Genomic DNA, 25,035 nt, shown 5'->3' on the forward strand with positions numbered 1-25,035 from the left:
TGTCGGCGGCCCCGATCCTGCGGGCCGGCCCGGTTCGGCGCACCGGGCGGCGCGTCCCGGGACCCGCGTCCCCGTCAGTCGAGGACGCGGGCCAGGTACGACCGGAGCAGGTGGCGCGTCTCCTCGACGATGGCCGGGTCGCCGGAGGGTTCGATGCGGAAGGCCAGCTGGAACAGCGCGTCGGCGGCCTCGACGCAGACGAGGATCATGCGGAGCAGGTCCTCGTCCGGAAGCCGGCCGAGGTGGGCGGCGAGCAGGTCGGCCAGCCGCCCGGCGACCCGGACGTTGGCGTCGCCGCCCGGGTCGTCGACGGGTGCCGGTGCCCCGAAGTCGACGAGGGCGAAGCCGGGGACCGAGCGCTTCATGGCCAGGTACTCGTCGAGCACGGCATCGATGGCGGCCTGCCAGTCGTCGCCCGGGATGACGGCGAGGCGGGACGTGATGCGCTCGGCGTACCTGTCGAGGTTGCGGTGGGCGAGGGCGTCGACCAGGGCCCTCTTGTTCGAGAAGAACCGGTAGACGGAGCCGATGGGCACCTCCGCGCGCGCGGCGACGGCCCGTGTGGAGAGCTGTTCGTAGCCGGTCTCGTCGAGCAGCTGGGCGCAGGCGTCGAGTATCCGGGCGAGGCGTTCGGCACTGCGCTGCTGCACGGGGGCGCGGCGGAGGCTGGTATTGGCAGGGGGCACGGGCTCCATGATGCCGTGGCGTCTCCTCTCCGGGGCGGTCTCCCTGGCCCCGGGGTGGTCTCGGGGCCCCCGGGTGGTCTCCAGGTCCCCGCGGCGGTCTCCTGCGTGGGCGGTGGCCGCCGGGCCCGTCAGGCGATGAGCAGGGTCAGCCCTCCGATGGTGTACGCGATCATCAGGATGAGCAAGGGCAGTTGCCCCGCGACAGCCCGGCCGGGCGGGAACAGCCGGACGGACCGGTCGTGTGCGGCGATGACGCCGAGGACATGACCGAGAACGACGGCGGAGACCTGAAGGACCGCGAGCCCGCCCGGCCCCAGGGGCGGTTCGGGCGCGACCGGATTGTCAGTGCCGGATGCCACCATGACTGTGCGTGGTCCTTCGGTGACGAGGAGCGTGAAGTAGTGGGCGACGAGATAACCCAGGGCGATGGGGACGAGCGAGTGCGCGAAGGCGGTGAGGGGGTGGGGCAGGGGGCCGCAGATCAGTCGGGTGGCTCCGGCACAGAGGGCGTAGAGGGCGGCGACGAGGGAGACGGCGCCGAGTAGTCCGAGGGTGCCTGCGGTGGTGCGGCCGAGCGGGGAGGTCTGCGTGGCGGAGATCCAGGACGGGGCGTCGGAGAAGCCGTCGTACGCGGTGGACCCGAGCAGGACGCAGACGGTGGCGACGAGGCCGGGGACCTGGGGGGTGGCGTCGAGTCCGTTGAACGGGGAGCGCAGGACGAGACGGCGGTCGGCCGGGCGGCGGCCGAGCGGGGAGAGGCGGGCGAACAGCCCGGAGCAGACCTCGAAGGCATCGGCGTGCGCGAACCAGCGGGAGCCGTGGCGGGCGGCGCCCACCAGCTGGAATGCGGCGTAGAGCCCGAGAAAGAGGAGGAGGGTCCCGCTCGACGCGGGTGCGGGGGCCACGAGTTCGAGCCAGGTGAAGGCGAGCAGCCCGGCGGCGGCCGGCCACAGGCCGAGATACGCGGGCAGGGGCCGGCCGGCACGGGGATCGCGGCCGAGTGCGCGGCAGAGGAGGAGGTGCAGGGTGCGCAGGGGGTTGAGCAGACGCCAGACGGGGCCGAGGAGGAGCGAAGCGGGGACGAGCCCGACCCACAGGATGACGTAGACCGTGCCCGCGGCCGGGTTGCGCTCCGGGTCGTCCGGCCCGAACAGGAGGTGCCCCAGGACGAACAGGGCAGCGGCCAGACCGAGTCCGCGGGCCGCGGTCCGGGACGGCCGGGCGTCGGCGAGGCGCTGGAGGAGACCGGGAAGCGGACGGCCGGCCTCGTCGCCGCGGAAGCGGGAGGCGGACCAGAGCAGGCCGAGTGCGAGGAAGGAGACGAAGAGGGCCGCGAAGGCACCCGCGAAGGCGTAGAAGGGGGACAGGGGCAGATCGTGCCGGGAGCCGATGCCGTGGGCGAGGGCGCCGCCCGTCACCGGACGACGAGTTGGGTCAGGAGCAGCCCGGACTCGTGTGTCTCGACCTCGAAGAGCCCGGTGCGGTCGGCGGTGACGACGAGGGTGGTGGTCCTGCCCGCGGGCAGCCGGACCTCCTTGTCGTAACCGTGGACATGGAGGGTGTCGGCACGGTCGCTGCGGACCCGGAGCGCGATCCGGTCCCCCTTCTCGACCTCGGTGCGGCCGGGGCGGGGACGGACCACGCCGTGGCTCACCTCGATGTCGACGGTCCGGTCGGCGGCCGCGGTGGGGGCGGTGCTGGGTGCGATGGTGCCGGTGGTGCCGGTCGTCAGCGGGATGGTGGCCTGGATCGGCTTTCCGTCGACGGCCCAGGCGGTGTGGTCGTCGGCGTACAGCCGCGCGGTGAGGGAGGCTCCACCGCCCGTCTCCCGGACGAGGGCCGCGGGGAGGTGGTGCCACGCACCGTACATCCGGGCCAGCGGTCGGCCGTCGAGGAACAGGCGGGCGTGCCCGCGTCCGGGGAGGGCGGCGCCGCCCACACTGTCCGGGGTGAAGCGGAAGTCGCGTACGGACAGATGGAGGTTCCAGCCGTCCTCGGAGTCGGGCCGGGCGGACAGTGTCACCCCGGGGGCGCCGGCGGCGTCCACCTGGCGCAGCCGGTGCCCGGTTCCGTCCTCGGTGGCGAGCAGCCGGCCCACGCTCCCTTCGGCCTGCTCGTGGCTGGTGCCGGGCTTGTGATGGGTGGTGGCACGCCCACCGCAGCCGCCGGTGCCCAGCACGAGTCCGGCGGCGAGGAGGAGGGTGAGGAGTGCGACGCCCCGCCGGGTCCCCCGCCCCGCCCGGCACACGGCGCCGGGCGGGGACGCGGAGTGGGGGTGGCGCTCCCGGGTGCGGCAGGCAGCGCACTCCTGGGCGGGGGCACGCCTCATGACGGCTCGCCTTCAGTGGCGCTCTTGCCCCCGCGCGCGACGCCCACGGCTGGTCGTCCCTCGCCGTCCGGACCGCCCACACCGCCCTGCCCTCCTGGCGCCGCGCCCTTGCGGGCCGCCGCGGCCACGGCCCAGAGCACCCAGGCCACACCCAGGAGGGTGCGGAGCCATGCGGGGCTCAGGGGAATCCACGGGATCATCAGGACCGCCTTGTCGAAGGCGTCGAGCAGGGTCAGAGCACCCAGCACCACGGTGGTCCAGCCCAGGCCGGGGCGTTCGTGCCGCAGGGCGAGGCCGATGCCGGTCCACCACGCTCCGGTCAGCAGCAGCGCCACCGCGGGGAGATAGGAGGAGGTGAGGCCCGTCGTCGATCCGGCCACGTCGAGCGCGAGACCGATCGCGCCCACCACCGTGGCCACGGTGCCCAGGCGGCTGTGGCGCAGTCTGCGCCACCACAGCACCCCGCCGACCAGCGCGAGCACCACCGCGACGCCCAGGGCCGCCTGCACCTCGACGCGCTCGATGCCCCGCGCCCCGTACCAGTCGCAGCCGGCCGGCAGCCGTCGCGCCTGCACGTTGTAGTCGGCGCAGACCAGCAACTGGGCGAGTTTCACCGGTTCGCCGACCAGCCGGTCCGTGCCGCCTGACACCGCGCCGCGCTCCGTCCCGCACTCGGGCAGGGTGCGCGGGGTCGCGGCTCCGGTCCCGGGCTGCCAGCAGTTGCCCTCGCCCTGGCCGTCCCACCACACGTCGGTGCGGTTGGGCCGGGCCTTGCCGTTCCGGTCGGTGCCGAGGTGGTTTCCGGCGTACCGGTTGTGGTGCGAGGTGTCCGTCTGCTTGGACAGTGCCTCCTCGCCCCTAATGAAGGCGGGAGCGGCGCTCAGGAAGAACGCGGCGCGCCGGTGTCCGTAGATCCAGTTGTTCTCGTAGAGGTTCCAGTTGCCGCCCGCGGTGATGATGCCGGTGCCCGGCGGCATGGAGATCTGCGGGCAGACCACGCCCTCCTCGTAGCCGCGCTCGACGGGCGGCTTGGCGCACGTACCGTCGGCGACGTACGGGTAGTAGTCGGCGTTGTTGTCATGGATCAGATTGCGCTCGAAGCGGGCGTGGTTCTGGGGCAGGCCGGGGTGTCCGGGGAAGGCGCTGTCCATCGAGGCGCCGCCCATGTTGTGGTCGAACTCGTTGTCGTGGACATAGACCGAGTCGCCCGCCGTGCCCGAGTAGCCGACCATGTTGTGGTGGCTGCGGCAGCCGGTGATCTCGATGGCGTAGCGCGGCACGTCGTAGCCACGCGTGTTGTTGATGTCGGACGCGCTGCCGGGATAGATCCCGGAGTCGCCGTTCCCGTACGACTCGCAGTTCTTGTACAGCCCGTGGTCGCTGGCGAAGGTCAGGAAGCCGTACTCGTCGTTCCAGCGGGTGAGTACGTCGTCGATGACGAAGCCGTCCTGGGCCAGCACGTACAGGGAGTTGAACGTGGTCCGCTGGGCGGTGAAGTTCTTGAAGTAGATCCCGTCGGACCCGTCGGCGCGGATCGCGTTGAGCTTCTGGTACTTGGCGTCGATGACGACGTCCGTGCGCGCGGCGCCGGTGCCCTCGATCTGGAGGTTCTTCTTGCCGAGGATCGCGACCAGGTTCTGGTTGTGCGGGCACCGCTTCTGCTGCGCGTAGCTGAGAATCTGGTACCCGAGCTGCGACTTGGGGGCCTTCAGCCGGGCGCACGCGCCGGCCGGACCGGTCAGCGAGGGCTCCTCCTCGTACAGGCCGGGCAGGACCGCGATGTTCATGCCGGGCCGGCCGACCGCGTCGACGGCCTGCTGGAGGTGCCGGTAGCCGGACTTCAGGCAGCGGTCGAACAGCTCCAGGTTCCGGGCCTTCAGAGGGGCGGGGAAGCCGGATATCCGCCGTGCGAAGTCCGCCCGGCCGCTCTTGCAGACAAGCAGATCGGGTTCGCCCGCGCGGTGGGCGGGGACACTGCCGGTTCCGTCGGGCAGGGTCACGGGACGTTCCTCGTGCGCCTGGGCGGCGGGGGACGTCACGAGCGCGGCGGCGAGGGCCGCCAGAACCACCAGGAGTCTTCGTGTCCACGACATGTGCCGGAGAGTAGAGCATTGTTCAGCTTTTGGAACCCCCCCGTGCAGTTTTCGGAACCCCCGTGCACCACGAATGCCGTTGACGCGCACTGTTCCGATTCCTACGGTTGACCATAGGATTCCTCGTCCAAGGGGTCCAAGGGATTCCGATCGCACCGGGAGCGCATCATGAGCGGCATCGAGCAGGCGAGGAAAACGGCGGAGGGACTGGCGTACTCCACCGGATTCGGCAATCAGCACAGCTCCGAGGCGATCCCGGGCGCGCTGCCGCTCGGCCGCAACTCACCGCAGCGCGCGCCGCTCGGGCTGTACGCGGAGCAGCTGAGCGGTTCGGCCTTCACCGAACCGCGGGCCCACAACCGCCGCTCCTGGCTCTACCGCATCCGCCCCTCGGCCGCCCATCCGCCGTTCGTCCGTACCGACAACGGGGCCATGCGCTCCGCGCCCTTCACCGAGACCGTCCCCGACCCCAACCGCCTGCGCTGGGACCCGCTCCCCGACCCCGCGCCCGGCACCGACTTCCTGGCCGGCCTGTGGACGCTCGGGGGCAATGGCGACACCACCCAGCGCACCGGCATGGCCGTGCACCTCTACCACGCCGACTCCTCCATGACGGACCGCGTGTTCAGCGACTCCGACGGCGAACTGCTGATCGTCCCGGAGCGCGGCGGCCTGCTGATCCGTACCGAGTTCGGCCTGCTGCGCGCCGAGCCCGGCGAGGTGGCCCTGATCCCCCGCGGCGTCCGCTTCCGCGTCGACCTGCTCGACGCCACCGCCCGGGGCTATGTCTGCGAGAACTACGGCCAGCCGTTCGTCCTGCCCGACCTCGGCCCGATCGGCGCCAACGGCCTCGCCGACGCACGGGACTTCCGGGCCCCGGTCGCCGCGTACGAGGACGACGGGGACGCGGGACGGCCGGTCGAGGTGATCAACAAGTTCTGCGGCAACCTCTGGTCGGCGACGTACGACCACTCGCCGCTCGATGTCGTCGCCTGGCACGGCAACCACGTGCCGTACGTCTACGATCTGCGCCGGTTCAACGTGATCGGCTCCATCAGCTACGACCACCCGGACCCGTCGATCTTCACGGTGCTGACCTCGCCGTCCGACACCCCCGGGCTCGCGGGCGTGGACTTCGTCGTCTTCGCACCGCGCTGGCTGGTCGGCGAGGACACCTTCCGCCCGCCGTACTTCCACCGCAACGTGATGAGCGAGTACATGGGCCTCATCGAGGGCGCCTACGACGCCAAGTCGGCCGGAAAGGGCGGGTTCGTCGCGGGCGGGGGCTCGCTGCACAACATGATGTCGGCGCACGGCCCGGACCGGGAGACCTTCGACCGGGCGAGCGCGGCGGAGCTGAAGCCGCAGAAGATCGACGACGGCCTTGCCTTCATGTTCGAGACGCGCTGGCCCGTCACGGCGACCGGTCAGGCGGCGGGCGCCGGCCATCTCCAGCGCGGATACGACGACGTGTGGCAGGGTCTGAGCCGCAACTTCCGGCCGTAGGAGAGCACTCCCGGACCGGCCCCACCGCAGCACGGAGACTCCAGGTGAACCGGATGAATCAGGTGAACGAGGTGAATCACACGCCCGCCTTTGCTCCCGACTCACTGGTCCTGAACCGGAAACTCCCCCTGTGGTACCAGGTCTCGCAGTCCCTGCGGGCGTCGATACTCGGCCGCCCGCAGGACGCCTCCCTGCGGCTGCCCACCGAGGAACAGCTCGCCGGGCACTACGGCGTCAGCGTCCTCACCATGCGCCAGGCCCTCAAGGAGCTGGAGACGGAGGGCCTGATCAGCAGGCACCGGCGGCGCGGCACGTTCATCGAGCCGCGGGCCCGGCGCGTCTCACCGGTCCGGCTGCTGGGGTCGATCGACGCGATCGTCGCCCAGCAGTCGGGTGAGCGGACGACCGTTCTCGGCCACGGCCCTGCTGCCGTGCCGGGCGATCTCGCCGAGTTCTTCCCCGGCTGCGCCGAGGTGGTCAGCTACCGGCGGCTGCGCCGCGACGGAGAGACCGGTGAGCCCACGAACTGGGCCGAGAACGCGCTGCACCCCGAGATCGCCCAGGGGCTCGACGTGGCCGATCTCGAACGGTGGCCGATGACCAAGGTGCTCCGCGACACCCTGGGGGTACGGATCTCCCGGATCACCGACACCGTCGAAGCCCGCCTGGCCGACCCGGTCACCGCCGACCTGCTCCACGTGCCCCTGCTGAGCCCGATCCTCCACTACACGGGCGTGACGTACGACGAGAGCGGCCGGGTGGTGGACGTGGCCCGCATCCGCTACCGGGGGGACCGTTTCTCCTTCTCGGTGACGGTGGAAGCGCACTGACCCCCCGCCTGGTACGCCGTTACGATGCCGGGGGCGGCGGACCTGGCGACGGGGAGGGCGACACGGTGGCAGCGCGGGTGACGGCCGGAGCCGGCGGGGACGAGGACGTACCGCTGCTGGACGAGCTGATGCCGTGGTCGGTGCGGCCGCTGCGGACGGGCCGTCCCTGGGTGACCGCCCCCGACCCTGCGACGCTGAGGGCCCGCTGGGAGCTGCTGGTCCGGGCCGAGGGCCCCGAGCAGGAACGGCTGTTCCGGCCCAGCCGCTCGCGTACACCGCACACGGCGGTCGCCGCGCTGCCGGGGCAGGCCACCGGAACGGGCAGGTTCGCCCGCGAGCCGGGGCCGTACCCGGAGCCGGTCCGGGTCCTGCACGGCCCGTTCGACGAACAGTGGCTGATCCCCGATCACCGGCTGATCGACGCGGCCCGCCCCGAGCTGTGGCGGGTGGCGGACGAACACCAGCTCTTCGCGGTCGAGCACGGCCACGTACCCCAGGCCGGCGGGCCCGCCCTCTCCGTGACGGCGCTGCTGCCCGACGGGCACTCCCCCGCGGGCCGCCCCGGCCGTATCCGTCCGCTCCACCGGCGGCCCGGGGGCCGGGAACCCAACCTGGCGCCCGGCCTGCTCGGTCTGCTGCGCGCGCGGTACGGGGACACGGGTGGGCACGAGGTCACCGCGGAAGCCGTCCTGGCGTGGTCGCTCGCCGTCGCCCGGCCCTCGCCTGCGGGCTGCCGCGTACCGCTGCCCGCCGACAGCGCTCTCTGGCGGGCCGGTGTCGAACTGGGCCGGGAGCTGCTGCGCCTCCATCTGCGCGGCGCGCGCGGCGGGGAACGCCCCCGGCTGCCGGGAGGCCGCCGCCCCTATGTGCGCGCCGCCATACCGCCGGAGCCGGCCACGCTGCGCTACGACCCGGATACCGAGGTGCTGAGCCTGGGCGAAGGCCGAATCTCGCCCGTCCCGGCCGGGGCCTGGGAATTCCGGGTGGACGGCGTACGCATGCTGGAGCTCTGGTTCGAGCGGCGGACCGCGGCGGCCGGGGGCGGCGGCCTGGAGGCGCTGCGCCCGCGCGGATGGCCGCAGGAGCGGACCTCGGAGCTGCTCGAACTGATCACCGTGCTCGCGCTTCTCGACGGACTCCGCCCCAGGCAGGAGGCGTTGCGCGGCCGGCTCGCGCAGGCCCCGGCACTCTCGCGCGGCGAACTGCGGGCGGCCGGAGTCCTCCCGGTCCCGACGGGAGCCCGCCGCCCCGCCTCCGTACTCGGCCACCAGGAGGAGGGCCCGGAAGGGCAGTTCGCGCTGCTGTGACCGGACCTACGCGCCGAACGAGGCCAGCACCCTGCCCAGGGCCCGTTCGAAGAACACGTCCAGATCGACCGGTCCTGGCTCCTCGGCGAATCCGGCCGCCATGCGCGGGTACTTCCCGGTGGACATCTCGCCGATCAGATAACCGGTGCGGGCGGCCTTCTCCTGCTCCTCGGTCCACGGCAGGGACCGGCTGTGCTCCGCCGTGGCGATCTCGTTGGCCACGAACGTGGTGACCACACCCTGGACGAGGGAGATCAGCTCAATCTTCTCGCCGAACGGCACGTCGAGCCCGTCCAGCAGGCTCAGCGCGTGCTCCAGGAAGGCCAGCACGTTCGGGCTGAAACCGTAGACGCCCGACATGATCCCCGGCACCCAGGGGTGGCGGTGCATCAGCGAGCGTGTCTGACGGGCCAGCGCGACGACGGCGGCCCGCCAGTCGTCCGAGGGCGGGGCCGTCAGGTCGTACTCGGCGCTGATCGCGTCGACCATCAGCTCCAGCAGGTCCTCCTTGCGCGGCACGTAGTTGTAGAGCGACATCGTGCCGCAGCCGATCTCCGCGGCCACCTTCCGCATCGACACCGCGTCGATGCCATCGGCGTCGGCGATGCGCACGGCGGCTGCCGCGATGTCGGCCCTGCTGAAAGCGGGCTTCGGGCCACGGCCCGCACGTTCGGGACGGGCCCAGATCACTTCGGGTACAGCGGGTCGCCCCACCATCGATCACCACCTCACCCACCATCCTAGTTACGTACACCGTACGTAGTGCGGTACCTTGAGCGCATGACTACTACGTACGCTGTACTTAGTGAGGGTCTGGAGAAGCGCTACGGGGACGTCCACGCGCTCCGCGGACTCGACCTCGCCGTGGCCGAAGGCAGCGTCTGCGGCGTTCTGGGGCCCAACGGCGCGGGCAAGACCACCGCCGTCCGCGTGCTCACGACGCTGACCGCCCCGGACGGCGGGAGCGCCAGGATCGCGGGCCACGACGTGGTCCGCGAGGCCGCTGCCGTGCGAGGGGCGATCGGGGTCACCGGCCAGTACGCGTCGGTCGACAGCGATCTCACCGGCCGGCAGAACCTGCGCCTCTTCGCACGGCTGCTCCGCTTCCGCGGCGAGGCCGGCCGCTCCCGCGCCGACGCACTCCTCGAACGCTTCGAGCTGACCGAGGCCGCCGACCGTCCCGCCCGCACCTACTCCGGCGGGATGCGCCGGCGCCTCGATCTCGCCGCCAGCCTGCTCACCCGCCCGCAGGTCCTCTTCCTCGACGAGCCGACCACCGGACTCGACCCGCAGAGCCGCAACCAGATCTGGGCGGCGGTACGCGAACTCGCGGACCGGGGCACCACGGTCCTGCTCACCACCCAGTATCTGGAGGAGGCCGACCGGCTGGCCGACGACATCGTGCTCATCGACCACGGCAGGGCCGCCCACCGCGGGACCCCCGCCGAACTCAAGGCACACATCGGGAGTTACGCGGAGGTGGTCGTCGCGCACGCCTCGGCGCTCGCCCCCGCCGCGGGCGTACTGGACCAGCTGACCGGGACCGAACCGGTACTCGACCACGAGCGCCGCACGGTCGGCGCGGTCACGACCGACTCCACCCTCACCCTGCCGCACATCGTCCGCGAACTCGACGCCGCGAACGTGCCGGTGATCGACGCGAGTCTGCGACCGCCGACCCTCGACGAGGTGTTCCTCCGCCTCACCGCACGCGGTCCCCGCGGCAACGCACCGAAGGAGCAGGCAGCATGAGCACCACCGCCCTGGTCGCCGAGCACAACCCGGCACCCGCCACCGGCACCCTGATCGCCGACGGACTGGCCATGACCGGCCGCCATCTGCAACGGCTCAAGGCCTCCCCCGGCATCCTCGTCCTGACCCAGACCATGCCGATCACGATGCTGCTGTTCTTCGGCTACGTCTTCGGCAGCGCCCTGGCCACCCCCGGCCAGGAGTACCGCGCCTTCCTGGTGCCCGGGCTCGTCGCCGCGACGGCCGCCAACGGGATCATGATCGGGATGTTCACCGCCGCGCAGGACTGCGACCGCGGGGTGATGGACCGCTTCCGTACGCTGCCCATGAGCAGGGCCGCAGTGCCGCTCGGGGCCAACACCGCCGATGTGCTGACCACGGCGCTCGGCATGATTCCGCTCATGCTCGTCGGACTGGCGGTGGGCTGGCGCGTCGAGGACGGCTGGGCTCCGGCGCTCGGCGCGTTCGGCCTGCTGCTCCTCTTCCGGTTCGCGACCTGCTGGGTGGGCTACTTCCTGGGCCTGGTCGTCCGCAAGGAGGAGGCCGCCGGTCAGCTGGGCAGCGCCACCTTCATCCTGCCCCTGCTCTCCAGCGCGTACGTCCCGACGGACAACCAGCCGGACTGGCTGCGCACCGTCACGGAGTGGAACCCGATCAGTGCCATGGCCGCGGCCACCCGTGACCTCTTCGGCAACGCGGTCCCGGCCGCCGACGCCGCCTGGCCGGTCGCCCACCCGGTCGCGGGCACGCTGGCCTGGTCGGCGGTCATGCTCCTCGTGTTCGTACCGCTGACCGTGCGGCGGTACACACGGGACGGCGCCTGAGAGGGGCCGATGCCGCCCGCCCGCCGGCCGGGGATGACAAAGGTGCCGGATGCACGGTAAGTACGGCGCATGAGCACTCAGCCCCTCCCCCTCGAAGGCGTGACCGTCGTCGCCGTCGAGCAGGCCGTAGCGGCCCCCTTCGCCACCCGGCAGCTGGCCGACCTCGGCGCCAGGGTCATCAAGATCGAGCGCCCGGACGGTGGCGACTTCGCCCGCGGCTACGACACCGCGGCCCGGGGCCTCGCCTCGCACTTCGTGTGGTGCAACCGCGGCAAGGAGTCCGTCGCGGTCGACCTCAAGGACCCCCGCGGACTGGCGCTGGTGCGCCGACTCGTCGCGGACGCCGATGTGTTCGTACAGAACCTGGCCCAGGGAGCCGCCGCCCGGCTGGGCCTGGACGCCGCCACCCTCTGCGCCGGACACCCTCGCCTGGTGGCCGTCGACATCTCCGGATACGGGGCCGAGGGGCCGTACGCCCACAAGCGGGCCTACGACATGCTCGTCCAGTGCGAGGCGGGCCTGGTGTCGGTGACCGGGACTCCTGATCAGCCGGTGAAGGCCGGGATTCCCGCGGCCGACATCGCGGCGGCGATGTACGCCTTCTCGGGTGTGCTCGCCGCCCTGCTGCGGCGCGCCACCACCGGGCGCGGCGGGCCCGTGGAGATCTCCATGCTGGACGCGCTGACCGAGTGGATGGGCCACCCCCTGCACCACGGGATGCACGGAGGCGCATCCCCGGCGCGCACCGGGCTCGCACACTCCGTCATCGCCCCGTACGACGCCTACGTCACAGCGGACGGGGAACGGGTCCTGCTCTCCGTACAGAACGACCGGGAGTGGCGCCGGCTGGCGGAACAGGTACTGGGACAGCCGGAGTTGGCGGACGATCCGGGCTTCGCCACGAATGCGGCGAGGACCGTGAACCGGGAGCGGACCGACGCGGTGGTGGCGCGTGCGCTGGGAGCGCTGACCGGGAAGGAGGCACTCGCCGAGCTGGACGCGGCGGGAATCGCCTGCGCCCGGCTGAACACCGTGGCCGATGTCGCGGCACATCCGCAGCTGGCCGCCCGCGACCGGTGGCGGGAAGTGGAGTCACCGGCCGGGGCGCTGCGCGCACTGCTGCCGCCCATCACGCTGCCGGGCGGGGCGGAGGCACGGATGGGCGCCGTACCGGCGCTGGGAGAACATACCGACGCAACCCTGCGTGCCCTGGGGATGACGGACGAACAGACGGCAGCGCTGCGCCGGGACGGTGTGATCGCCTGAGCCGCCCCGCGGGGGGCCGGCCCAGTGGTGACGTGCCGTCGGGTCAGTGGCGACTGCCGAAGAGCGAGCGCCGCAGTCGCCGCAGCGGGGCGAAGAGCGAGACACGCGCGCTCCTGCTCCGGCGGGTGTGCGCGGCGTCGCGCGAGGTCAGTTCACGCATCAGCAGCGTCGCTTCCGCCGACTCGCGCTGCGGGACGGCGGGGCCGCCGAGCACTGCGAGATGGCGGTCGAGGCGCGAACTTGTCGCACTGCTCCCACACGTGATGGCAGGCACACGCGGCCTGCTGCGCACCGTTATCTGTTCCATGTCACTCCCCACCCGTACGAGGGCACCCGGCCCGGGCAGGTTAACCCTATCGCTCCTCGGCGGCACTCGTGTATCCCGGTCCGAGGATTGCGCACACGTATACGGAGGTTGACGATCAGTCACCAGATCCCACCGATTCCAGGGCGAGTTGGACATGCCGGAGGCCGGGGCCGGACCCACGAGCGGGAGACCCCGGCGGACGGAGCCTCCCACCCGGCGGCCGACGGCCCGGCCGGGCCGTGAACGAGCGGTGCGGGTGCGGTCAGTCGTTCGAGTTCAGGACGGGCAGGTAGCCGCCCGACTGCCCGGCGGCGGTGGGGTGGTAGGACTCGCCGATGTTCAGCCAGTTGACGCTGTGCAGCCAGGCACTGCCGGAGCAGATCTCGTGCCCCGTGAAGGACGGTGCGACATCACCGAAGGTGAAGCCGTGGTTGGCGGCCCGCTTGGCGGTGGCCGCGTTGAGGTAGTCGGCGGCGCCGTTGATGGCGGCGCGCTCGTTCTCGCTGAGGCCGGCGACGCAGCTGCCGCCGAGCTTGTAGAAGCGGGGGTAGCCGAGGACGACGACGTGGGCGGCCGGGGCTTTGGCGCTGATCGCCGAGTACACGGAGTCGAGTCTCGCGGGCAGGGTCGAGTCGACGTAGGCGCGGGCCGTGGCGACACGGCTGAGACAGGTGGCCTCCGACTGGAGGACACAGGTGGTCATGACGTCGGCGAAGCCCGCGTCATTGCCGCCGATGGAGATCGAGACCAGGTCGGTCGAGGAGTTCAGCGGGCCGAGCTGACCGGCTGTCACGTCGTTGGTGCGGGCGCCCGAGCAGGCGGTGAAGGCGAACGAGGTGGGCGAGTTGGCGGCCGCCCAGAGCGAGGGGTAGGCGCGGGTGCTGCGCTTGCAGTCGCCGCTGGAGCTGATGTAGCTGCCGGCGCCGACTCCGGAGGAGTAGGAGTCGCCGAGTGCGACGTAGTCGACGGCCGCGGATTCCGCGGCGTGAGCGGCGCCTGCGCCGGTGAGCGCGAGGACGGCACCGAAGAGGAGAGAGGACGAGAACGCCACGAGCCGGGACATTTTCATGGAACCTCCTAGAGCAGGGTTTCTGCCTACTCCGTGGTAGCAGTACCGCCGCCACTTTTGGAAGTGTTCATGCCAAGAACAATCGACGAGTGCTCCCTGAAACCCCCCTGAGCGCGCGTCACACCGGGGTCGCGCGGGTGACACCGGCTGACGAAACCGGGTGCACCGGGTGGCCCCGTGCCGGATCATGGACGCCATGCCTGCCAACCCCGAGTCCGCACTGCCGATCCGGCTGAATGTCGACGACAGCGATTCACCGGCCGACGTCGTCGACGCGCTGTTCCTCGGCCGCTTCGCGACGGGCGAGCAGCCGTACTCGCACAGTTCCTCGCTCGACCGTGTCAAGAAGGCGGCGACACTGCTGCCCCCGGCCGCGACGGTGCTGCGGGCGGCCCGCGACGACGACCGCAGCGCCACCCTCGCCGAGGGCGAGGGGTGGACGCTGCTGATCTCCCGGTGGAACCGGGGCGCCGATGTCACCGTCACCGCGACCAGCCCGGAACTGGCCGAAAAGATCCTGGGGCAGGCGACGGAAGGCGCCCAGGACGCACCCGAACCACAGCCCGAGAACGTGACCATGGGCTTCTGGTACGTCTCCCCGCGCCGCGGCCCGCACCGCACCACCCGGCAGATCGCCGCCGGTACGTGGGACGAGGTCCGCCGCAACTACACGGCACCGGTGGCCGATGCGATGGACCGGCTGATGAAGGTGACACCGGACGACATCGCGGGCCGGCTCCTCCTGCTGCACGGCCCGCCGGGCACGGGCAAGACCTCCGCGCTGCGTACGCTCGCCCGGTCCTGGCGCGACTGGTGCCAGGTCGACTGCGTACTCGATCCGGAGCGGCTCTTCAACGACGTCGGCTATCTGATGGACATCGCGATCGGCGAGGACGACGGGACGTCGAAGGAGCGGTGGCGGCTGCTGCTCCTGGAGGACTGCGACGAGCTGATCCGCGGCGAGGCCAAGCACACCGCGGGCCAGGCGCTCTCCCGGCTCCTGAACCTGACGGACGGACTGCTGGGCCAGGGCCGCAACGTACTGGTCGGGGTGACGACCAACGAGGACCTGGAGCGGCTCCACCCCGCGGTCGTCAGGCCCGGCCGCTGTCTGGCCCGGATCGAGGTGGGCTCACTGACCCGTGAGGAGTCGGCCGGCTGGCTGGGTACGGAGGACGGGCTCGGCCGGGAGGGCGCGACGCTCGCCGAGCTGTACGCCCTGCGGCGCGGCAGCGGCCCGGCGTCGGTTCCGAAGCAGGACGTGGGCGCGGACGCGGGGCTGTACCTCTGAAGGGGCGCGGCGTGGGAACGACAGGCGCGGCGGCCCGGGCTGTCACGGCCGCTCACCCCGGTCACCGCGCGTACGCCGCCCGCACCGCGTCCTGCGCGAGGGACAGCGCCTCCGCCCGCGACAGCCCCAGCCGCCGCGCCTGTTCCGCGTACTCCTGCGCGGCTGCCGCCGCCTTGCGGTCCGCCGCGCCCCCCGCCGCCGCGATGAACGTGCCGTTGCGGCCGCGGGTCTCGATCACCCCGTCGGCCTCCAGCGCCCGGTACGCCTTGGCGACGGTGTTCGCGGCGAGGCCCAGTTCTTCGGCGAAGCCGCGTACGGTCGGCAGTCTGTAGCCGACGGGCAGGGCCCCGGAGCGGGCCTGTTCGGAGATCTGCGTGCGCAGTTGCTCGTACGGGGCGGCGGCGTCCGGTTCAAGAGCGATCTTCAGGGTCACCGCACGATTGTCCCCCACGGCGGTCCTCGCGGCCGTCCCGCACGTCCGGAAAATCGGAGGCGACCGGTGCGCCGCTCCACGTAGCCTCCGGCGCATGACTGTGATCGTTCGCGACGTGCGGCCCGCCGACATGGAGGCCTGGGTGGCGGTGCGGCGAGCCGCGCTGCCGTACATGGTGACCACCGCGGAACAGGCGGCGTTCGACCTGGCCCGCGCGCACCCCGACAAGAAGTACCGCCAGCTGGTCGCCGAGGAGGACGGGGAGATCATCGGCACGGCGCAGGTCGGCTTCGCCTACGACAGTCCCGAGCCCGGCCAGGGCTTCTGCAATCCGTACACCAGGCCGGACCGGCTCGGGCGCGGGGCGGGCTCGTTGCTGCTGAGCACGGCCGAGGGATATCTCGCCGAGGCCGGCGCCGTCGCGGTCTTCACCTGGGTGCTCGACGAGCCGGCCAACCGCGAGTTCGCCCGCAGGCGCGGTTACGTGGCGAGCCGGTCGGCGCACTTCCTCCACCTCGATCTGGCCCACGGCACCCTGCCGGAACGCCAGGTGGTCCCGGCTGGCGTCGAGTTGCGTACGGCCGCCGATTTCGGCGACGACCCGCGACCGCTGTTCGAGGCCGACGCCGAGACGACGGCGGACGAGCCGAGCGACACCCCCACCGAGTTCACGGACTACGAGGACTGGCTGAACCACACCTGGCGCCATCCCGGCCTGGACCGGGAACTGACCTCGGTCGCGGTGGTGGACGGCGTGGTGGCGGCGTTCAGCGCGGCCACCACGGACGGTCTGAGCCGCTACTCCACGGGCATGACCGGCACCCGGCGGGCCTACCGGGGCCGGGGCCTGGCGAAGCTCGTGAAGAACGACTCCCTGCACCGGGCCAGGGCCGCGGGATACACGGACGCGTACACCGGCAACGACGCGGACAACGGCCCCATGCTCGCCATCAACCGCTGGTTCGGCTACGAGATCTGTGCCACGGAGGTACGTCATGTCCGCACGTTCGCCTGAGCCGGCGGCCGTTCTGACGGTCACCCTGACGAAGGCGGGCCGGACCAAGATCCGCTATCCGGCGGACCTGGTACGCGACGACGGCAGCCATGTGACGGTGCGGGCGCCCTGGGCCGGGCCCGGAGTCCGGGACTTCGGCTTCGTGCGGTTCGAACCGGGCGACGTCTTCATCGAGCACTACTGGCGCGACCGCTGGTTCGCGGTCAAGGAGGTCCGCACCGGGGACGGGGAACTGAAGGGCTGGTACTGCGACGTGACCCGCCCGGCCGTGCTCCGGGACGGTGAGCTGCTGGTCGAGGACCTGGATCTCGACCTGTGGGTGTCGGCGGACGGCTCGTCCGTCCTGCGCCTGGACGAGGACGAGTTCGAGGACAGCGGCCTCGCCGAGCGGGACCCGGAGGCGGCACGGTCCGCGCTCCGGGCCCTGGACGACCTGGACCACCTCGCCCGCACGGAGGGCCTGACCGGACTGCTGCTCTAGGGGGCGGCCGGACTCCCGCTCTGCGGCAGCGGCACCGCCCGGCCCGGCCCTCCCGGGGTGTACGCGACCGGGTCGTCGTCCTCGTGCCAGTGGACCAGGAAGCGCTGCCCCGCCCGGTAGGCGTCCAGCCCCGCACGGCAGTACGCGACCATGTCGTCCGGGAGGGCGTCGAGCGGGGTCCAGGTCAGTTCCGAGCACTTGTCGGGTTCGGCGTTGCGCGGTGGCCGGGCGGGGTCGTACCGCGCCTCGAAGAACCAGCCGACGCGAGGTGCGCCGCCGGGGCCGCGGTGCTGCATGACCAGGGCCACCCGTACCTCCTCCGGGTCCAGGGCGATCCCGATCTCCTCCGCGGTCTCGCGGATCACCGCCTCGCGGACGTCCTCGCCGTCCTCCACGTGGCCCGACGGCGCGTGGAGCAGGCCGTCCGCGTATCCCGTGCCGGCGCGGCGGGCGAGCAGGATCTCGGAGCCGCGGCGCAGGACGAGATGGACGTCGACGACCTCGGTGTGTCTGTGCGGCGGCCGGGCATGGGCGACCACCGCATACCGCTCGTCGTCGACCCGCTTGCCCCAGAGGGCCGGGTCGTCGGAGAGGGGCTCGTGGTGCACGCGCTCCGCGAGCGGTGCGAGCAGTGCGGTCAGCCGGCCGGCCGGAATGCCCACCCCGCCCCAGACGCCTTCGACGAGCACGAGCCGGCCGCCGGGCTTCAGCAGGCCGGACCAGTGGCGCAGGGCGGCCGCCGGGTCGGGCAGCAGCCACACCACGTGGCGGGCCAGGATCACGTCGAAGGCGCGGTCACCGACCGGGGGTTGCCCCGCGTCCCCGACCAGCACCTCGGCGCCGGTCCCGGCGAGCTTGGCCCGGGCCCGGTCCGCCATGCCCCGTGAGGCGTCCACGGCCGTGACCCGGTGGCCCCGCTCGGCGGCGAGCAGCGCGAGGCTTCCGGTGCCGCACCCGAGGTCGAGGACGTCGGAGGCCGTGGCGGGCAGCCAGGTCTCCAGTCTCCGCGCCCAGGCCGCGCGGACCAGGGGGTCGAGCAGCCCGTGATCGGGCTCCTCGTCGAAGGAGTCGGCGGCAGCGTCCCAGTCGGTCGTCGTCATGCGTCCGATGGTGACAGCCGCCACTGACAACGCCGGTCAGCCCGTGAGCCGTTTGCGGTAGTGGAACCGGTCGTACGGCCCGTCCACCCGCCGCTCCACCAGCTCGTAGCCGTACCGGGGGTAGATCTTCCGGTTCTCCCACATCAGGGCGTTCGTGTAGAGCCGGACCTCGGGGAGGCCGAGGCTGCGGGCGTGTGCGTCGGTGAAGGCGAGGAGGCGCCGACCCACTCCCCTGCCCGCCGCGTCCGGGTGGACAGCGATGCTCTCCAGGAAGAGGTGGTCCTCGTGCGGGACGAGGACCAGGACCCCGACGACGTCCGGGGCTCCGGTGACGTACACCTGGCCCGCCGCGACGTCCGCCGCGTGGTCCGCCTCCATGGGGGCCGGGACGACGCCGATGCGGGCGATGTAGTGGCGGTAGGCGGCATCGGTGACGGCCCGGACGGCGGGCACGTCGGCGGCGGTGGCGGCACGGATCTCGTCGGCCGGGGCGGCTGTCATGGACGAACGGTACGAGGGGGCGGCCCGGCCAGGAACGGGCGGCCCCCTCGTACGGCCGTGGCTACTCCGGCGCCGTAGCCGTGCGGCGCGTCACCAGCCTCTTGACCAGGGGCCAGGCCAGGATCAGTACGACCACCACGTACACCGTCACGGAGAACGGCGTGTTGACCAGACCGGAGACGCTGCCGTCACTGATCTGCAGGGCGCGCCGCAACTGCTGTTCGGCGGCCGGGCCGAGGATGACGCCGATCACGGCGGGCAGCACCGGGAGTCCGTACCTCCGCATGCCGAGCCCGATCAGACCGATGATCAGCAGGATCACCAGGTCGAAGGCCTCCCCGCCGACGGCGTACGCCCCGACGGCGGCGAAGAACAGGATGCCGGCGTAGAGGTAGGGGCGCGGGATGCGCAGCAGCTTCGCCCACAGCGGGGCGAGCGGCAGGTTGAGCGCGAGGAGCAGCACCATGCCCACGAAGAGGGAGGCGATGAGACCCCAGACCAGTTCCGGTTCGCGCTCGAAGAGGAGCGGGCCCGGCTGGATGCCGTACTGCTGGAACGCGGCCAGCATCACCGCGGCGACGGCGGTGGTGGGCAGCCCGAGGGTGAGCATCGAGACGAGGGTGCCGGCCGCCGAGGCGGAGGCCGCGGATTCCGGTCCTGCGACGCCCTCGATGGCGCCCTTGCCGAACTGGTCGCGGTGCTTGGAGAGCCGCTTCTCCGTGACGTACGACAGGAAGGTGGGGATCTCCGCGCCGCCCGCCGGGATCGCTCCGAAGGGGAATCCGATGACGGGGCCGCGCAGCCAGGACTTCCAGGTGCGCCGCACGTCGTCCCTGCCGAGCCAGGGGCGTCCGACGGGGATCGGCTCCCCGGTGGAGCGGCGCAGGTGCGCGGCGACCCAGAGCGCCTCGCCGATGGCGAAGAGGCCGACCGCGACGATCACCACGTCGACGCCGTCGGCCAGTTGGAGCGAGCCGAAGGTGAGCCGCTGCTGGCCGGTCATCTGGTCGAGGCCGACCAGGCCGATGGTGAGGCCGATGAGCAGGGAGGCGAGACCGCGGATGCGGGAGGACCCGAGGACGGAGGTGACGGCGATGAAGGCCAGCACCATGATCGCGAAGTAGTCGGGGGCGCCGATGCCGACGGCCAGCGAGGCGATGGTGGGGGCGAGGACGACCAGCAGGATCGTGCCGATCATGCCGCCCGCGAAGTGGCCGATCGCGGCGGCGGCGAGTGCCTGCGGTCCGCGCCCCGCCTTGGCCATCGGATGGCCTTCCATCGCGGCGACGACGGCCGCGCTCTCCCCGGGGGTGTTGAGGAGGATGGAGGTGGTGGAGCCGCCGAACATCGCTCCGTAGTAGATCCCGGCGAACATGATGAAGGCGCCGGTCGGTTCGAGTCCGTAGGTGACCGGCAGCAGGAGTGCCACGGCCATGGCCGGGCCGATGCCCGGGAGCACGCCGATCGCGGTGCCGAGCAGGACGCCGAGGGCGGCCCAGAGCAGATTGACGGGCGTGAGCGCCGTACCGAAGCCGTCGAGGAGGGAGTTGAGGGAATCCATCGGTCAGAGCACCCCCATCAGCGGGCCGCCCGGCAGGGGGACTCCGAGCAGGTTGTCGAAGACGAAATAGGTGACGAGGGAGAGTCCGGCCGCGATGAGCGGATCGCGGTCGTAGTGGCGGCTGCCGAGTGCGTACGCGGAGCCCCAGAAGAGCAGGGCGCCCGAGACGGGGAAGCCGAGCGGGCCGATGAGGACGGCGTTGGCGAGGAAGACCCCGGTGAGCAGGAGGACCGTGCGCCAGTCGGCGGGCTCGGCCAGGTCGATGTCCTCGCCGCCCTCCGCCTCTCCGCGTCCGCCGCGCAGGACGTCGACGGCGAGGAGCACGGCGATGACCAGCAGCCCGCCGCCCACGACGAGGGGGACGGTCCTGGGGCCGACGGGTCCGCGCTGGGTGATGTCGACACTCATGGTGAGGGCGTCGCTGAGGACGAGGACGCCGAGGGCCAGGAGCAGGACGCAGACGCCGAGTTCGGAGTGGTCGCGCAGCCAGGTGCCGCGCTTGGGCGCGGCAGTGGGTTCGGGGGTCCCGGCGGTCACAGCCCCAGCTCCTTCAGGACGGTGGCGACGCGCTGGTCCTGGGCGTCCAGGAAGTCCCCGAAGGCGTCGCCGGTGAGGAAGGCGTCGTCCCAGCCGTTCTTCTTCATCGATTCCTTCCACTGCGGTGAGTCGTGCAGCTTCCGGATCAGGGCGACGAGCTTGTCGCGTTCGGCGCCGGAGAGGCCGGGCGGGGCGACGATGCCGCGCCAGTTGGTGAAGTCGGTGTCCAGGCCCGACTCGCGGAGGGTGGGCGCGTCGAGGCCGGGGACCCGCTTCGGACCGGTGACGGCGAGCAGCCGGAGCTCTCCCGCCTCGATCTGGTCGAGGTATTCACCGACCCCGGAGACGCCGAAGGCCACCTTGCTGCCGAGGATCGAGGCGAGGAGTTCGCCACCGCCGTCGAAGGGGATGTAGTTGACGTCCTTCGGGGCGATTCCGGCGGCCTTCGCCATCAGCATCGGGGCGAGGTGATCGGGCCCGCCGGGCGAGGAGCCGCCGCCGACGGGGAGCTTGCCGGGGTCCTTCTTCCAGGCCTCGACCAGCTGCCCGATGGTCTTGTACGGGGAGTCCTTGGCGACGACGACGATGTCCTGCTCCTCGGTGAGCCGGGCGATCGGGGTCGTGTCCCGAAGCGTCTTCGGCGACTTGTTGGTGTGGACCGCGCCGACCACCCCCAGTCCCATCGACATGGCGAGCTTGCCGTTGCCGTGTTCCCCGACGAGCCGTGCCAGGCCGACGGTGCCGCCCGCGCCGGGGAGATTGAACACCTCCACGTTGTGGGTGAGTCCGGCGTCCTCGGCGTTCTTCGCGGCGGTGCGCGCGGTGATGTCGTACCCGCCACCGGGGGTGTTGGGGACCATGAGGCGCAGTCCGGGAATCTGCGTCCCGGTGTCGGAGCCGCTGCCCGTGGAGAGCAGCGGTGGTGCCACCAGCACCAGGAGCGCCGCCCCGGCCAGGGCGAGTGGAGTGCGCAGTCGCACGGGTTCCGCCTTTCTCTGTGAGGTGGCCCACATGTTGCCCGCGCCTCAACGAGCTGTCTCCGTTCCGGAATCAACGGACGTTGTGGTCGTTGTGGTCGCGCCCTACCGTGTCGACGTGACAAAAGTGCTGGTGGTGGACGACGACTTCATGGTCGCGAAGCTGCACTGCCGCTATGTGTCCGTGATGGACGGGTTCACGGTGGTCGGCGCGGCCCACAGCGGGGCCGAGGCGCTGCGCGCGGCGCGGGAGCTGCGTCCCGATCTGGTCCTGCTCGACATCTATCTGCCCGATATGGACGGCATCAGCGTGCTGCGCGAACTCCGTGCGGCGGAGGACCCTGCCACGGACGGGCACAGCGTGGACGCGTTGTTCATCACGGCGGCCCGCGACGCGGGTGTGGTGCGGGCGGCGCTGCGGGCCGGCGCGCTGCACTATCTGATCAAGCCGTTCCACCCGTCCGCGCTCCAGGAGCAGGTGCGGCACGTGGCCTCGCTGCGCAACCGGCTCGACGCTCTCGACGAGGCGCGCCAGGAGGCCCGGCAGGAGGACGTGGACCGGATCTTCGGCACCCGCCCGCCGGGCTCGCGGGAACTGCCCAAGGGCCTCGCGGCGCACACCGCCGATCTGGTGGAACGGGTGCTGCGCGAGCACCCGGAGGGGCTGTCCGCGTCCCAGTGCGCGGAGGCGGGCGCCCTGTCACGGGTCAGCGCCCGCCGTTATCTGGAGTACTTCGCGGAGACGGGGCGCGCCGAGGTGACGCTGCGGTACGGCGGAACGGGGCGTCCGGAGCGGCGGTACCGCGCTGTTCTTAATCGCTTCTGAGTGGCTCCTTAAGCCCGCCATAACGATGGCCGCCAGGCCTTCTCCGCAGCCGGATCAGCCGTGGGCGGCGGCTAGTTTGCTGATCACCGGGACGGGGCCCGTCCCGTCGGCGCCATCCGTACGGGGGGTCGCGCCGCCGTGCGGGCCCTGCCCCGCATCCCCGCACCGGACGTCCGCACACAGACGTGCCCCGTCGAAGGAGAACGCCACCATGCCCGCCATCACGACCGTCCCTCGCACGCTCGCCGGGATCTTCGCCCTGGGTGTCGCGCCTCTCGCGCTGACCGGCCTCTCCGCCGCACCGGCCGCCGCCCACGGTTCGCTGACGGACCCGGTCAGCCGGGTCTCGGCCTGCTTCGCCGAGGGCCCGGAGAGCCCTAAGTCGGCCGCCTGCCGGGCGGCGGTCGCGGCGGGCGGCACCCAGGCGCTGTACGACTGGAACGGGGTCAACATCGCCAACGCGGCGGGCAAGCACCGTGAGCTGATCCCGGACGGCAAGCTGTGCAGCGCGGGCAACGACAAGTTCAGGGGGCTCGACCTGCCGCGCGCCGACTGGCCCGCGACCACGGTGAAGGCGGGCAGCCACACGTTCCGCTTCCGGGCCACCGCCCCGCACAAGGGCTCGTTCGCGCTGTATCTCACCAAGGCCGGTTACGACCCGTCGAAGCCCCTGAAATGGTCGGACCTGGAGGAGAAGCCGTTCGCCCGGGCCACCGACCCGGCCCTGGCGAACGGCTCGTACAGCTTCGGCGGCACGCTGCCGGAGCGTTCGGGGCGGCAGCTGATCTACACCGTCTGGCAGCGTTCGGACTCCCCCGAGGCGTTCTACGCCTGCTCCGACGTGGTCTTCGGCGCGGCGGCGGGCGGCAGTGGTCAGGGCGGCGCGAGCCCGGCGCCCCCGGCCTCCGCCCCCTCCGAGGAGGAGATCACCGAGGGCGCGGACAAGTCGTCCGTCGAGCACGGCGGCCACGGTGACGACGACGCCGGTACGGCGGCGGAGGTCACCGAGGCGTCCCCGGCCGCCGGAACGCAGACGCCCGAGGCGGCGGCCCCCGGCACGGCGACCCCCGGGCCCACGGCCTCCGGGCCGGCCAACGCGCCGGTGGCCAACGGCTCCGGCGCGGGCGATGAGCTCGCCGAGACCGGGGGCACGAGCAGCAGCCCGTACCTCGCGGTCGGCGGTGCGGCGGCCCTGGCCGTCGGCGCGGCGGCCCTGTTCGCCTCGGCCCGTCGCCGGGCGGCCGCCGCCGCCCGGCACAGCCGCTGACCGCCCGGACCTCACCCGTGCGGTGACCGCGCCGCCGGGGTCAGCCGATCACCGAGAGGCAGTTCGTCGGGGTGGCGTGCGCCGGATCGAGGGCGTTCTCCACCTCGTGGAAGGCGATCCGGTCGATGGTCCCGATCGCCACATGCTCGGACAGGTCGACCGCGCACAGGTCCTGGAGGAGGACATTGCGTACGTTCGGTCCGTCCAGGTACTGCGTGCGGTACGGGGTCACGACCTCGTCGTACCGGGTGGCGATGACGGTGTAGCGGACCCCGGGCACGGTGTCGCCGCCCGCGTTGAGCCTGGTCATGAACGCGGACCCGGCGACCTGGTCGGCGAGGCCCGGGGTGGTGGCGGTGAGCAGGTCCTCGGCGCCGGGGAAGTACGGCAGCAGCTTGGTCAGCCCGAGGAGGGTGGTGCCGTGGTTGTCGGGGGCGATACCGATGAGGGCGTTGACCTTCGCGGCGCCGCCGAGGAACTTCAGGTAGTGGTTCGGCATCATGCCGCCCTGGGAGTGGCCGACCAGGTCGGCCTTCGGTGCTCCGGTGGCGGCGAGCACCTTGTCGACGAACACGTCGAGCTGTCCTGCCGACTTGTCGATCGGGCCGAGTCCGTGGAAGAACGGGACGCCCGGGAGCTGCCCGTAGTCGAGGGAGAAGACGCAGTACCCCCGGCTGACGAGGTAGGGGGCGAGGACGAGCCAGTTGTCGACCGAGTTCCCGAACGTGCCGTGGACCAGGACGACGGGGCGGGGATGGGCTGCGGAGGGCTTGCAGGTGTAGTCGTTCCAGCCACGGGACGTGGTGGTGGTCTCGGCTGTGGGGGTGGCGGCGGTCGCGGTCGCCGTGGGGGCGGCGAAGGCCGCGACGACCAGGAGCAGCGCGGTCAGCGTCCGGCGCGCGCGCCAGGTGCGCACCGGACGTTTCCAGGGCAGCATCGTGTGTTCTCCTTGCGGCTCAAGGGAGGTGCGATGTCTGTACGCCCTGCGGCCCGGACCACAAGAATTATGTGCTCATGCCAAATTACGCACGAGTAAGGTAGCTAGGGAAGTTACGCGTCGGTAAAAACTGACACGGC

At 72.1% G+C, this 25,035-nt stretch carries 24 protein-coding genes and 1 pseudogene; 11 read left to right on the top strand and 14 right to left on the bottom strand.

Annotated elements, in window-relative coordinates; translation table 11 throughout:
• Positions 1-74: 74 nt before the first annotated feature.
• From AC07FA_RS22305 to AC07FA_RS22320, 4 genes are all read right to left on the bottom strand, one after another.
• Positions 75-695 (bottom strand): TetR/AcrR family transcriptional regulator, encoded by a 621-nt coding sequence (locus tag AC07FA_RS22305; RefSeq protein ID WP_479077679.1) that lies wholly within the window; start codon positions 693-695, stop codon positions 75-77.
• A gap of 119 nt (positions 696-814) precedes the next feature.
• Positions 815-2,104, bottom strand: coding sequence for a hypothetical protein (locus AC07FA_RS22310; RefSeq protein ID WP_479077680.1), 1,290 nt, complete (start codon positions 2,102-2,104; stop codon positions 815-817).
• Positions 2,101-3,015, bottom strand: coding sequence for a hypothetical protein (locus AC07FA_RS22315; RefSeq protein WP_479077681.1), 915 nt, complete (start codon positions 3,013-3,015; stop codon positions 2,101-2,103). Before AC07FA_RS22315 ends, AC07FA_RS22310 begins: the two co-directional genes overlap by 4 nt.
• Entirely contained in the window at positions 3,012-5,108 is a 2,097-nt protein-coding gene (locus AC07FA_RS22320) for a right-handed parallel beta-helix repeat-containing protein (RefSeq protein WP_479077682.1), read from the bottom strand. Before AC07FA_RS22320 ends, AC07FA_RS22315 begins: the two co-directional genes overlap by 4 nt.
• Positions 5,109-5,276: 168 nt before the next feature.
• On the opposite strand from AC07FA_RS22320, the gene hmgA reads away from it, so the two are divergent.
• The 3 genes from hmgA to AC07FA_RS22335 all read left to right on the top strand — a co-directional run bounded on the left by hmgA (position 5,277) and on the right by AC07FA_RS22335 (position 8,751).
• Entirely contained in the window at positions 5,277-6,614 is a 1,338-nt protein-coding gene (gene hmgA / locus AC07FA_RS22325) for a homogentisate 1,2-dioxygenase (RefSeq protein ID WP_479077683.1), read from the top strand.
• 53 nt (positions 6,615-6,667) lie between these two features.
• Complete coding sequence (locus AC07FA_RS22330) at positions 6,668-7,444, top strand: GntR family transcriptional regulator (protein ID WP_479077684.1); 777 nt, start codon at positions 6,668-6,670, stop codon at positions 7,442-7,444.
• A gap of 65 nt (positions 7,445-7,509) precedes the next feature.
• On the top strand, positions 7,510-8,751 hold the full coding sequence (locus AC07FA_RS22335; protein WP_479077685.1) for a type ISP restriction/modification enzyme: 1,242 nt from the start codon (positions 7,510-7,512) through the stop codon (positions 8,749-8,751).
• A 6-nt stretch (positions 8,752-8,757) separates the two neighbouring features.
• On the opposite strand, the gene AC07FA_RS22340 is transcribed toward AC07FA_RS22335, so the two are convergent.
• Complete coding sequence (locus AC07FA_RS22340; RefSeq protein ID WP_479077687.1) at positions 8,758-9,468, bottom strand: TetR/AcrR family transcriptional regulator; 711 nt, start codon at positions 9,466-9,468, stop codon at positions 8,758-8,760.
• Positions 9,469-9,531: 63 nt separating this feature from the next.
• On the opposite strand from AC07FA_RS22340, the gene AC07FA_RS22345 reads away from it, so the two are divergent.
• The 3 genes from AC07FA_RS22345 to AC07FA_RS22355 all read left to right on the top strand — a co-directional run bounded on the left by AC07FA_RS22345 (position 9,532) and on the right by AC07FA_RS22355 (position 12,593).
• Positions 9,532-10,503: an ATP-binding cassette domain-containing protein gene (locus tag AC07FA_RS22345; protein WP_479077688.1), complete on the top strand. Its 972-nt coding sequence runs from the start codon at positions 9,532-9,534 to the stop codon at positions 10,501-10,503.
• On the top strand, positions 10,500-11,327 hold the full coding sequence (locus AC07FA_RS22350) for an ABC transporter permease (protein ID WP_479077689.1): 828 nt from the start codon (positions 10,500-10,502) through the stop codon (positions 11,325-11,327). The genes AC07FA_RS22345 and AC07FA_RS22350 overlap by 4 nt, the downstream gene beginning before the upstream one ends.
• Before the next feature lie 69 nt (positions 11,328-11,396).
• Positions 11,397-12,593: a CaiB/BaiF CoA transferase family protein gene (locus AC07FA_RS22355; protein ID WP_479077690.1), complete on the top strand. Its 1,197-nt coding sequence runs from the start codon at positions 11,397-11,399 to the stop codon at positions 12,591-12,593.
• Between the two features lie 43 nt (positions 12,594-12,636).
• On the opposite strand, the gene AC07FA_RS22360 is transcribed toward AC07FA_RS22355, so the two are convergent.
• Positions 12,637-12,900, bottom strand: coding sequence for a hypothetical protein (locus tag AC07FA_RS22360; protein WP_479077691.1), 264 nt, complete (start codon positions 12,898-12,900; stop codon positions 12,637-12,639).
• Positions 12,901-13,162: 262 nt separating this feature from the next.
• Complete coding sequence (locus tag AC07FA_RS22365) at positions 13,163-13,969, bottom strand: SGNH/GDSL hydrolase family protein (protein ID WP_479077692.1); 807 nt, start codon at positions 13,967-13,969, stop codon at positions 13,163-13,165.
• 196 nt (positions 13,970-14,165) lie between these two features.
• Here AC07FA_RS22365 and AC07FA_RS22370 point away from each other — a divergent pair, with 196 nt between their 5' ends.
• On the top strand, positions 14,166-15,260 hold the full coding sequence (locus AC07FA_RS22370) for a DUF5925 domain-containing protein (RefSeq protein WP_479077693.1): 1,095 nt from the start codon (positions 14,166-14,168) through the stop codon (positions 15,258-15,260).
• Positions 15,261-15,321: 61 nt separating this feature from the next.
• Here the strand turns inward: AC07FA_RS22370 and AC07FA_RS22375 are convergent, their stop codons facing one another.
• Complete coding sequence (locus AC07FA_RS22375) at positions 15,322-15,693, bottom strand: GntR family transcriptional regulator (protein ID WP_479077695.1); 372 nt, start codon at positions 15,691-15,693, stop codon at positions 15,322-15,324.
• A 94-nt stretch (positions 15,694-15,787) separates the two neighbouring features.
• Here AC07FA_RS22375 and AC07FA_RS22380 point away from each other — a divergent pair, with 94 nt between their 5' ends.
• Both AC07FA_RS22380 and AC07FA_RS22385 read left to right on the top strand, forming a co-directional pair.
• A complete protein-coding gene (locus AC07FA_RS22380; protein ID WP_479077697.1) occupies positions 15,788-16,708 on the top strand; it encodes a GNAT family N-acetyltransferase in 921 nt (306 codons plus the stop codon).
• The gene (locus AC07FA_RS22385) at positions 16,689-17,189 is read left to right on the top strand and encodes a ribonuclease FAU-1 family protein (protein ID WP_479077699.1); all 501 of its coding nucleotides are present in this window, start codon (positions 16,689-16,691) and stop codon (positions 17,187-17,189) included. The genes AC07FA_RS22380 and AC07FA_RS22385 overlap by 20 nt, the downstream gene beginning before the upstream one ends.
• A gap of 14 nt (positions 17,190-17,203) precedes the next feature.
• Here AC07FA_RS22385 and AC07FA_RS22390 read toward each other — a convergent pair.
• The 5 genes and pseudogenes from AC07FA_RS22390 to AC07FA_RS22410 form a co-directional block, all read right to left on the bottom strand.
• Positions 17,204-18,289: pseudogene (locus AC07FA_RS22390) on the bottom strand (methyltransferase domain-containing protein); the annotation flags it as partial.
• A gap of 36 nt (positions 18,290-18,325) precedes the next feature.
• On the bottom strand, positions 18,326-18,790 hold the full coding sequence (locus AC07FA_RS22395; RefSeq protein WP_479077700.1) for a GNAT family N-acetyltransferase: 465 nt from the start codon (positions 18,788-18,790) through the stop codon (positions 18,326-18,328).
• A gap of 61 nt (positions 18,791-18,851) precedes the next feature.
• A complete protein-coding gene (locus AC07FA_RS22400) occupies positions 18,852-20,351 on the bottom strand; it encodes a tripartite tricarboxylate transporter permease (protein WP_479077701.1) in 1,500 nt (499 codons plus the stop codon).
• Positions 20,352-20,354: 3 nt separating this feature from the next.
• On the bottom strand, positions 20,355-20,888 hold the full coding sequence (locus AC07FA_RS22405; RefSeq protein WP_479077702.1) for a tripartite tricarboxylate transporter TctB family protein: 534 nt from the start codon (positions 20,886-20,888) through the stop codon (positions 20,355-20,357).
• On the bottom strand, positions 20,885-21,868 hold the full coding sequence (locus AC07FA_RS22410) for a Bug family tripartite tricarboxylate transporter substrate binding protein (RefSeq protein ID WP_479077703.1): 984 nt from the start codon (positions 21,866-21,868) through the stop codon (positions 20,885-20,887). Before AC07FA_RS22410 ends, AC07FA_RS22405 begins: the two co-directional genes overlap by 4 nt.
• 124 nt (positions 21,869-21,992) lie before the next feature.
• Between AC07FA_RS22410 and AC07FA_RS22415 the strand changes: the two genes are divergently transcribed.
• Entirely contained in the window at positions 21,993-22,691 is a 699-nt protein-coding gene (locus AC07FA_RS22415) for a response regulator (protein ID WP_479077793.1), read from the top strand.
• 211 nt (positions 22,692-22,902) lie between these two features.
• Positions 22,903-23,958: a lytic polysaccharide monooxygenase auxiliary activity family 9 protein gene (locus AC07FA_RS22420; protein ID WP_479077704.1), complete on the top strand. Its 1,056-nt coding sequence runs from the start codon at positions 22,903-22,905 to the stop codon at positions 23,956-23,958.
• Positions 23,959-23,998: 40 nt separating this feature from the next.
• Here AC07FA_RS22420 and AC07FA_RS22425 read toward each other — a convergent pair whose 3' ends face one another.
• Positions 23,999-24,895, bottom strand: a complete 897-nt coding sequence (locus AC07FA_RS22425) for an esterase/lipase family protein (protein WP_479077705.1) — start codon at positions 24,893-24,895, stop codon at positions 23,999-24,001.
• Positions 24,896-25,035: the final 140 nt, after the last annotated feature.

The sequence above is a fragment of the Streptomyces sp. NPDC045968 genome, from assembly GCF_056430475.1.